Source organism: Rhizobium fabae (genome assembly GCF_003985135.1).
GTDB classification, from domain to species: Bacteria; Pseudomonadota; Alphaproteobacteria; order Rhizobiales; family Rhizobiaceae; genus Rhizobium; species Rhizobium pisi.
Map to the genome: position 1 here is coordinate 65,611 of NZ_ML133660.1, position 9,255 is coordinate 74,865.

At 62.0% G+C, this 9,255-nt stretch carries 11 protein-coding genes; 8 read left to right on the forward strand and 3 right to left on the reverse strand.

What is annotated here, in order from left to right; all coding sequences use genetic code 11:
* Nucleotides 1-165 precede the first annotated feature (165 nt).
* Both EFB14_RS27635 and EFB14_RS27640 read left to right on the forward strand, forming a co-directional pair.
* Complete coding sequence (locus EFB14_RS27635; protein ID WP_126829660.1) at nucleotides 166-1,005, forward strand: SDR family NAD(P)-dependent oxidoreductase; 840 nt, start codon at nucleotides 166-168, stop codon at nucleotides 1,003-1,005.
* Between the two features lie 236 nt (nucleotides 1,006-1,241).
* Nucleotides 1,242-1,826, forward strand: a complete 585-nt coding sequence (locus tag EFB14_RS27640; protein ID WP_126829661.1) for a DUF2087 domain-containing protein — start codon at nucleotides 1,242-1,244, stop codon at nucleotides 1,824-1,826.
* A 396-nt stretch (nucleotides 1,827-2,222) separates the two neighbouring features.
* On the opposite strand, the gene EFB14_RS27645 is transcribed toward EFB14_RS27640, so the two are convergent.
* The gene (locus tag EFB14_RS27645) at nucleotides 2,223-2,423 is read right to left on the reverse strand and encodes a hypothetical protein (RefSeq protein ID WP_126829662.1); all 201 of its coding nucleotides are present in this window, start codon (nucleotides 2,421-2,423) and stop codon (nucleotides 2,223-2,225) included.
* A gap of 55 nt (nucleotides 2,424-2,478) precedes the next feature.
* Here EFB14_RS27645 and EFB14_RS27650 point away from each other — a divergent pair, with 55 nt between their 5' ends.
* The 5 genes from EFB14_RS27650 to EFB14_RS27670 all read left to right on the forward strand — a co-directional run bounded on the left by EFB14_RS27650 (nucleotide 2,479) and on the right by EFB14_RS27670 (nucleotide 7,621).
* Entirely contained in the window at nucleotides 2,479-3,972 is a 1,494-nt protein-coding gene (locus EFB14_RS27650; RefSeq protein WP_126829663.1) for an FAD-dependent monooxygenase, read from the forward strand.
* Between the two features lie 167 nt (nucleotides 3,973-4,139).
* On the forward strand, nucleotides 4,140-5,141 hold the full coding sequence (locus EFB14_RS27655) for an ABC transporter ATP-binding protein (protein WP_126829664.1): 1,002 nt from the start codon (nucleotides 4,140-4,142) through the stop codon (nucleotides 5,139-5,141).
* A 43-nt stretch (nucleotides 5,142-5,184) separates the two neighbouring features.
* Entirely contained in the window at nucleotides 5,185-5,985 is an 801-nt protein-coding gene (locus EFB14_RS27660) for an ABC transporter permease (protein WP_126829665.1), read from the forward strand.
* Between the two features lie 3 nt (nucleotides 5,986-5,988).
* Nucleotides 5,989-6,792 carry an ABC transporter permease gene (locus EFB14_RS27665; protein WP_126829666.1) on the forward strand — a complete coding sequence of 268 codons (804 nt, stop codon included), beginning with the start codon at nucleotides 5,989-5,991 and terminating at the stop codon, nucleotides 6,790-6,792.
* Nucleotides 6,793-6,811: 19 nt separating this feature from the next.
* On the forward strand, nucleotides 6,812-7,621 hold the full coding sequence (locus tag EFB14_RS27670; protein WP_126829667.1) for a DUF1963 domain-containing protein: 810 nt from the start codon (nucleotides 6,812-6,814) through the stop codon (nucleotides 7,619-7,621).
* A gap of 87 nt (nucleotides 7,622-7,708) precedes the next feature.
* On the opposite strand, the gene EFB14_RS27675 is transcribed toward EFB14_RS27670, so the two are convergent.
* Entirely contained in the window at nucleotides 7,709-8,113 is a 405-nt protein-coding gene (locus EFB14_RS27675) for a VOC family protein (protein WP_126829668.1), read from the reverse strand.
* Between the two features lie 108 nt (nucleotides 8,114-8,221).
* On the opposite strand from EFB14_RS27675, the gene EFB14_RS27680 reads away from it, so the two are divergent.
* Nucleotides 8,222-8,704 (forward strand): MarR family winged helix-turn-helix transcriptional regulator, encoded by a 483-nt coding sequence (locus tag EFB14_RS27680; RefSeq protein ID WP_208661904.1) that lies wholly within the window; start codon nucleotides 8,222-8,224, stop codon nucleotides 8,702-8,704.
* 279 nt (nucleotides 8,705-8,983) lie between these two features.
* Here EFB14_RS27680 and EFB14_RS33085 read toward each other — a convergent pair whose 3' ends face one another.
* Nucleotides 8,984-9,157, reverse strand: a complete 174-nt coding sequence (locus EFB14_RS33085) for a hypothetical protein (protein ID WP_164737597.1) — start codon at nucleotides 9,155-9,157, stop codon at nucleotides 8,984-8,986.
* Nucleotides 9,158-9,255 lie beyond the last annotated feature (98 nt).

A 9,255-nucleotide genomic window follows, 5' to 3' on the forward strand; every position in this document is an offset into this window, starting at 1 on the left:
TGGCCAGCCACGCTTGAGGCGCATGTTAGCGGCAACGCCATCAGGATCATAGTTGAGCGCAAGATCCTTCGAGCCGAAAAAGCCGTCGCGCCGGACAGACCGCGGTACCAATATGACGCCCCAGCTGCTTTGATCGACAGCCCATCATCCAGGAGGCCGGCCACCATGAAAGATGTCGTCGCTTTGGTAACCGGCGGAAGTCGCGGCATAGGCCGCGGCATTGCGCTTGCCCTGCTTGCGGAAGGGGCCACCGTTCATGTCACTGGCCGGACACGTTTCGAGGCGGATGCGAACGTGCCCGAACGCACCGGCTCGCTCGAAGGGCTCGAGCATGAAGCCGCAGAACTGTCGGGACGCCTTTTCGTCCATCGATGCGACCACGGCAGGGATGCCGACACCGAGCGCGTGGCCGAAGAGATCCGCGCCGGCGCCAAGCTTGATATTCTGGTGAACAACGCCTGGCCCGGCTACGAAAACATGGTCGAAGACGGGCATTTCACCTGGCCCCAGCCCTTCTGGGAGCAGCCCGACTGGCGCTGGGACGCCATGATCGGAACCGCTCTGAGGGGCGCCTTCATGATGTCGCGCGCCGTCGCGCCGCTGATGATTTCGGCAAGGCGCGGCCTGATCGTCAACATTTCCTTCTGGGCGGCCCAGCTCTACGAGGGCAATGCGATCTACGGCGTGGCCAAGGCCGCCGCCGACAAGATGGCTGCCGACTTCGCCCATGAGCTCAGCCCGCACAATGTCGCCGCAGCCGCCCTTTATCCCGGACTGGTGCGCACCGAGGCGGTGCTGCGCAATGCCGATTATTTCGACATGTCCAATTCCGAGTCACCCCAGTTCATCGGCCATGTCATATCAGGGCTCTGGCGCGACCCCAAGCTGATGTCGAAGACCGGACGCGTCCTGGTCGCGGCGGAACTGGCACGGGAATACGGCATAGCGGATGTCGGCGGCTACAGACCCATTCCCCTCACCGCCGCGGATTTTGTCCGGGACTGATGTCCCTGCGACGATGCAACCATCAGGCGCTGAAAAGCCCGCGGAGCCTGAAAACGGTTGAAATATCGCGGTCGAGATGATAGTCGCTGGATCGGGTCTGCAGTTCACCCAGGCATCGCCGTTCTTCGGAACACGCTAAACCTGACAATCACGAAGATATGGACACCGATCCCGTGCCATGTCGGAAGGGCGATCACCGATCATCCGTTTGGAACGGCACGACCGAAGGATAGGTCATGTCCAGAAAACTCATTCCGCTCATTGTGAGCGACACATCTTCATTTGCCAAATCGCTCCGCATGCAGCTCTCGGGCCATGATGGGCTTCCCTCTCACCTCCAGTTCCTGAACATGCTGGCAAGGGCTGCCGGTCACGGCAGCTTCCAGAGCCTGCGCGCCAGGGTCGAACCATCGGGCAGTGAGGAAGCCCCCGCCGCACCGGCGTCTGTTGTCGACACAGAGATCGACCGGAAGCTGGTCGATCTCAAGATCGACCAAAAATTGGTCGATCGCGTTCAACGCAGCTTCGATGACGACCTCCGCCTGATGCGCTGGCCCGCAAGACGCATGGATCAGATAGCAGCACTTTGGGTTCTCTGGTCCCAAATTCCCGCGGCCAGGGAAATGTCCGAAAAGGAGGTCAGCGCCCTTCTGCGTGACAGGCACCTGTTTGGAGATCACGCCCTGCTGCGGCGCGAACTCTACGAACTCGGCCTGATGACCCGCACGCGCGACGGCAGCGTCTACAGACGCGTCGAACGGCCGATGCCCGCGAATGCGGCAGCAATCCTGCGTCAGCGTTCCCGAGGCCGGGGAAGCTGACGTTTCTTGGCGTTTTGAGGCAGGAGCAGAATTCAATGCCATGCGACATCAGAACAGCGTCCTTCACGGGATTTCGCCGGATACGTCTGTCATCCGTCAGGCGGCCCAAGCGGAACGGGCAAGCTGGCTTCTTGGCTCCCTCATTCCTGTGCCTGTCACAGGAATGAGGGAGCTTGGGGAAGCGTTCCCGCTAAATTTTCTGCTGGCATTGCCGACATCTGTGCATCGGCGGTTCAGTTTGTTGACGAAATTCGCTCCTTACTCGGCGTCATCCTCGGCCTTGTGCCGAGGATCTGCTGCGCATCGACGTGGGCAGATGCTCGGGACAAGCCCGAGCATGACGGAAGAGGAGTTTGCCGACATGGTCAGTCCCCTGGAACCGACAAGAATGCCGCTTCATTCCTCCTTCCCATCGGCGTCCTCGGTCGGAGCCTGCCTCTTGCGGCGCGAACGGAGATTGTCGAAGCCCATGTAGTGATCGACATCGGAGGTGTTCCATCGGCCGGCAAGAAAGATGATGGCAATGGCCGCAGCGAAGATGAGCAGGACGTAGATCTTATCCATATCGCCGATATAGGGCGCGCGGAGATCGGGCAAAGGCGCCGCCGGCTGCCGCAGCCGGCCAACCGCAAACAGCAGGAGGAATTTGCCGATGACGGAACATGCAGTCGTGATTTCGGGAGCGGGTCCCACAGGCCTCACGCTGGCGGGCGAGCTGGCGCTGGCGGGCATCGATGTCGCCATCGTCGAACGCCGCCCTGACCAGGCGCTTTTCGGCACGCGGGCCGGCGGTCTCAGCGCACGCACGCTGGAGGTTTTCGATCAGCGCGGCATCGTCGACCGCTTCCTTGCGGCTGGGCAGATCGCCCAGGTCACGGGATTTGCGGTCACGCGCCTTGATATCAGCGATATCCCGACCCGGCACAATTATGGTCTGGCGCTGCGGCAGAAGCATATCGAGCGCATTCTCGCCGGCTGGGTCGGCGAACTCTCGGTGCCGATCTATCGCGGCCGTGATGTGACCTCTTTTGCCGAGGACGGCGCGGGCGTCACCGTCGAACTCTCCGACGGCACCTCGCTCAGGGCGCGCTACCTCGTCGGCTGCGATGGCGGCCGCAGCCTGATCCGCAAGGCGGCCGGCATTGCCTTTGACGGATGGGACGCGACATCAGGCAATATTCTCGCCGAGGTGGAGATGGCAGAGGAGCCGTCATTGGGCGTCCATCGCACCGCGCTTGGCATCTACGCCTTCGGCCGGGAGGAATATGAAATCCGCGACGGCAAGGTCATCTTTGCCAGTGAAGGCCCGATCGGCGTGATGGTGCCTGACAAAAATCCGGGCGCCACTGCCGAGCCAACACTCGACGACCTCAAGCAGGCGCTCATCGCCGCATTCGGAACGGATTACGGCATCCATGGCCTGAAGTGGATCTCCAGGTTCACCGACATGTCGCGCCAGGCGGCGGCCTATCGCAAGGGCCGGATCTTCCTCGCCGGCGATGCCGCCCATGTGCATTCTCCGGTCGGCGGGCAAGGCCTCAACACCGGTGTGCAGGATGCCGTCAATCTCGGCTGGAAGCTCGCCAGGGTGCTGAAAGGACAATCGCCCGACGCCCTGCTCGACACCTATCACGCCGAGCGGCATCCGGTCGGCGCCCGCGTGCTGCGCACGACGATGGCGCAGGTCGCCTTGCAGCGGGCCGACGACCGCACCGAAGCCCTGCGTGATATCATGATGGAACTGCTGGGCATGGACGAGCCCCGCAAACGCATCGCCGCCGAAATGTCCGGCCTTGCCATCCATTACGACCTCGGCCAAGGCCACCCCCTCCTCGGCCGCCGCATGCCCGACCTCGACCTCACCTCATCGGATGGCCCCACCCGCGTCTTCACCCTCCTCCACAATGCGCGGCCGGTGCTCCTGGTGCTGGACGGCTCCGGCAGCTTCGACATCACCCCGTGGTCGGACGACATCATGCTGGTTCACGCCAGATATGACGGACTATGGGAACTGCCGGCGCTAGGCCCGGTCTCCGCTCCGTCAGCAGTGCTGATCCGGCCCGACGGATATGTCGCCTGGGTCGGCGACGGGACGAAGGATGGTCTTGAAGACGCGATGAACACCTGGTTCGGACCGCCCGGCTGAACCGGAAAATCCGGCAACTATCGATCCCACCCCAAGGTGCTTTCGATCGCGATTATGATCGCCAAAAAAGCAACTTGAGCTTGAACGAATCCCACTTCTCGCTAGCCTGCGTTCTCCACCCCTGTCGCCGCCGAGTCGGCTGAATTATCCCCTTGGGGGAAATAGACATGACGGCTTTGATCAAGGCCCGGGGCGTCAGCAAGCGCTTCCGGCAGCACAGGCGATTTCCGGGTCTCCTTGGCGCCTTCAAGACGCTGGTGACAAGCGAATATACCGAGGTCACCGCCGTGTCCGATATCGGTTTCGATATCGAGGCCGGTGAGGCTGTCGGCTATCTCGGCCCGAACGGCGCCGGCAAATCGACGATGATCAAAATGATGACCGGCATTCTGGTGCCGAGCGACGGCACGGTTTCCGTGCTCGGCCGCACCCCGCATCTCTCCCGCATGGCCAATGCGCGCGAGATCGGTGTCGTCTTCGGCCAGCGCAGCCAGCTCTGGTGGGACCTGCCGCTGATCGACAGTTTCACCCTGCACCAGCGCATCTATGATATCCCGGCCGCCCGCTATGCCGACAATCTCCGCCATTTCAGCGAGCTGCTCGATCTCACGCCCTTCCTCGATCGCGCCGTGCGCCAGCTGAGCCTCGGCCAGCGCATGCGCGCCGAGATCGTTATGTCGCTCCTGCACGATCCGAAGATCCTTTTCCTCGACGAACCGACGATCGGGCTCGACGTCGTCGCCAAGGATGCCGTGCGGCGCTTCCTCGCCGAGATCAACCGCGAGCGCGGCGTCACCATCATCCTCACCACCCACGACCTGCAGGATATCGAAACCATCTGCCCGCGGCTGATCATGGTCGATCACGCCAGGCTGATCTTCGATGGCGAATTGAAGAGCCTGCGCGCCGCCCTCGGCTCGGCCCGGCGGCTGACGCTGGAATTTTCAACCGACCCCGGCCCCCTGCCGCTCCACACCGCTTCGCTCGTCAGCGACGAGGGCCTGCGCAAGAATTACCTGATCGAGCGCGAAGACGTGTCGCTGGTGAAAATCCTCTCCGAGGTGGGCAACAATCGCGGCCTGAAGGACGTGGCGCTGCACGAGCCCGATATCGAAGAGGTCATCCGCACCTTCTACCAGCGCCGCAATGCGAGAGCCCGGGCATCATGAGCGCCTATCTCGCCTTTGCACGCAACGCCCAGGCGCCGACACCATGAGCGCTTACCTTGCTTTCGCACGCAGCGCCTTTCACGCGCAGCTCGCCTACCGCAACGAAGTCTGGGCCAATATCTTCGGCAAGCTCGTGCAGGTTTTCGCCCGCGTCGCCATCTGGCTTGCTGCATTTGCCGGCATCGGCGGCGCCGTGGTCGACGGCGTCTCCCTGCAGCAGATGGTGACCTATGCGCTGCTCGGCGGCGCTGTCATGGGCGCAACCCGCCCCGAAAGGATCATCAACGAGATCGGCCGGTCGCTGAAATCAGGCGATATCGCCGTCTGGCTGCTGAAACCCATCTCTTATCCGCTCTATATCTTCGCCAATGAATGCGGCAGCTTCGGCTATCGCCTGATGACCCAGGTCGTCCCGACCGTCGCTATCACCGCGCTGTTTTACGGCATGCTGCCGCCGGCAAGCCTGTTCGATGGCATCATGTTCGTCGCCTTCTGGGCGCTCTCTTTCATCCTGCTGTCGCTTATGTCGGCATTCTGCGGCCTCATCGCCTTCTGGCTGATGACGAGCTTCTCACTGGACTGGATCCTCGGCGCCCTGCTGCAACTCTTCTCCGGCCTGCTGGTGCCCTTCTGGTTCTTCCCCGAACCGCTCGCCACCGTCGCCCGCCACCTGCCCTTCGCCTGGGTGGTCTATTATCCCAATGCCGTCTATCTCGGCAGGCTTTCCACGGCCGAAGTCTGGCTCCATTTCGGCCTTGGTCTCGCCTGGGCGGCCGTGTTCCTTGCGGGCGTCTTCTGGCTCTGGCGCTGCGCCTCCACCCGCATCACCGTGCAGGGAGGCTGACTGATGCTCATCCATCACCTTCGCGTCCTTCCCCTGCTGGTGCGCATGCATGTCCGCTCGCAGATGGAATATCGCGGCGCCTTCTGGCTCGATCGACTGGCGCAGATCCTCTCCTATGGCAGCGTCTTCGCCACCATCGGCATCCTGCTCTCGCGCTTCGATACGTTGGGGGGCTGGCGCTGGCCGGAGCTCGCGCTGCTTTTCAGCTTCCAGCTGCTCGCCTATTCGCTGGGCGCGGCGATGAGCTTCACGCAGCTGCGCGACCTCGAGGAGCTGGTGCGTCTCGGCACTTACGATACGCTGCTGGTCAAGCCTTTCAGCCCGTGGGCCTATCTGATTTTTTCCGGCCTCAACGTCGGTTATACCGGCCACATCCTCCTGGCGGTGCCGCTGATGGGCTGGGCCGTCCTCTCCGTCGATGTCGCCTGGACGGTTCCCTCGGCGCTGTTCTTCATCGCCGCAATCATCAGCTCAACGCTGCTGACCGCCGCCATCATCACCATGATCGGCGCCACGGCGCTGATCTGGGTGCGCTCCAACCACCTCTTCTCGATCTTCTTTGGCTTCTGGGAGCTGACGCGCTACCCCCTGAACATCTTCCCCGGCGGCATCCAGCTCGTCCTCATCACCGCCGTACCCCTCGCCCTCACCAGCTCCGTCCCCGTCGGCGCCCTCCTCGGCAAACCCATCCCGATCCTCGGAGACTGGGCGGGCGCCGTGGCGCTGGTGGCGGGCCCGCTCTGGGTGCTGATAGCGATAGCCTATTGGCGCTATGCCAACAGCAGGTATCAGGGCGCGGGTGGGTGATGACGAAGGGAGCCGTGGAATGAATTTGCTGGGCTTGCTGAAATCGATGGTCGGCATTCGCAAGCGGCAGGACGAGCCGGATGGCGCGCCCAAAGATGGCGCGTCGAGCCAAGCGGCGCTGGAATCGGCCCTTCTCGTGCTGCAGCAGATGCTCCGACCCGCCGTCTTCGGCGAAATCGGCGGTGAGAGGCCTGAGAAAGACAACCGGGCCAGAAGCTGGTGGGGCGGAAACTTCCTTGGCGCGGAGGGCGAGGCTGTGCCTGTCTGCGAGGCCTCCGGCCGGCCGATGCATCCGCTCCTTCAGATCCGGCTGGATGAACTTGCCGAGGCCCTTCCTGCCTTTTCCGGCATTGCCTTCATCACCATCTGGATGGACCTCGAAGACGTCCCGCTTGACGATGCCGAGAATGGCAAGGGCTTTGCCGTCCGCACCTATCCGGCGATCGCCGGCCTCGTGCCGATCGGTCCCGGCTACAGGGAAAGCAGCGCACTTCCGACCTTCCCGGTTCTATGGCGTGCAAGCGCCCTGGAGCAGCCAAGCTGGGACGATATCGCCTTCGAACTCCCGGACCGCATCGCGCAATCCAACGATAGTGATTGGTTCTTCAAAAGCCGCTACGCCACAGAGGCCAATCAGCACCGCCGCACATGTCCCGTGAAACTCGGCGGCTGGCCGACCTGGATCCAAGGCGATAACTGGCCCGAGGACGGCGAGTTCTGCCTTCAGATCGACAGCAACGACAAAGGTCGCCTCTATGTCGGAGATGCCGGATCGATCTATCTCTTCCGAACGCCCGGCGGCTGGGTGATCAGGTCGGACTTCTACTGACGCAGGCCTGTTGCGGAACCAGAGCGAAAAGCGGCAAAAGCGCCGGCCAGCGACCTGCCGCGCGGCGCTCATTGCGTAGCTTTACGTTCAGGCGTTCGCCGCCGTGTTCATCCATACAATTTCCCAAACATAGCCATCCGGGTCCTCAATGTGGCGGTTGTACATGAAGCCAAGATCCTGGGCCGGGTTGGGATCGGCGCGACCGCCCGCCGCAACCGCGCTGTTCACTGTCGCATCGACGGCGTCGCGGTCATCGACAGTGAGGACGATCATTGCCTGACTGTCGCGCCGTGCGTCGCCGATCGGGCGTGTGGTGAATTCACGGTAGTGGTCATGGGTCAGCAACATCACCCCGATCGTGTCCGAGAACATGAGCGAGGTGGATTTCTCGCCCGAAAACTGCGGGTTCACAGTGCCGCCGAGCGCCACGTAGAACGCCGTCGACGCCGAGAGGTCACGGACAGGCAGGTTCACGAAAATCATTTTGGGCATGAATTTCTCCTTCTCCAGGGCTGCACCCCGCGTTATTGTCTTGCTACAATGTTACTAGATGTAATGTATCTTAATAGCAAGATACATTTTACCGAGGGAATATTTGCCATGGATCGTGCCGAGGCCGCAGCTAAGGAATGGGCTCGCGAGCGCCCCGAGCTTCCAATGTTGCCTGTTGAAACGGTAGGTCGCCTGCTTGATGCCGCCGCGCGCGTGATCCGCGATCACATGAACCCGTTGCTCAAGGAAGCGGGCCTGAATGTAGGTGAATTTGATGTGCTCACACCGCTCAGACGCGCCGGTGAACCCCATATGCTTTCACCTACGCAGCTCTACGAATCGGCAATGATCACCTCGGGCGGCATGACGAGCCGCCTGGACCGGCTCGAGCGCGCTGGGCTGGTTGAACGGCGCCCCGATCCCAACGACCGGCGCGGCAAGCAAATTGCGCTAACGACCGGCGGCAAGCGCGCGATAGACGATTTGATTGGTCCAATGGTGGCGCTGGAAGAGCGATTAATCTCCGTGCTAACGTCGGCCGAGCAGGAAACTCTGAACGCTCTGCTGAAGAAATTGCTCACCGGCCTCTAGGTCGTTGTCCGCGTCAGCAGTCACCTCTCCCTCTGAATCAAGGGCCGAGAGGTTGGGAACCAGGGCGCCGCAGCAAGCCTACCGGCCAAAACGATGCAAAGCGACGTCTGCCCCAAAAACTCCGCCTTGGGACCTTGGTCCAACTAGCTCCAACTGCGGAATGATCTAAGATCGGAACCGTCCTGCACAGAGGACCCGAGGGAAGCCTGGCACTTGAGATTGTGCCTCTGCGTAAGCCAGGCTTCCTCCCGACCTCGCCGCACTTCTACTAAAGCCAATTCAGCCCTTGGGCTCGCCTTCACCATTCTTGGATGCAGACGAGCCCCTTTTATCGGGCCAGGTGTATCGCAGATCCTTCCAGAATTGCCGCAATTGCGGAATCAGCGCGTTGCGACCCATAAATTTATCCAGCTCTTCAGAGCCTCGCCGTATTCTTTCCTGTTCATCTTCCACCGTGAACTCCAGTTCCGCGGTCGAAGACAACACGCGCGCCGCGGCAGTTCACACTATCCAATCCGGAATGAAAGATCGACGAGACGACGCGCCGAGGC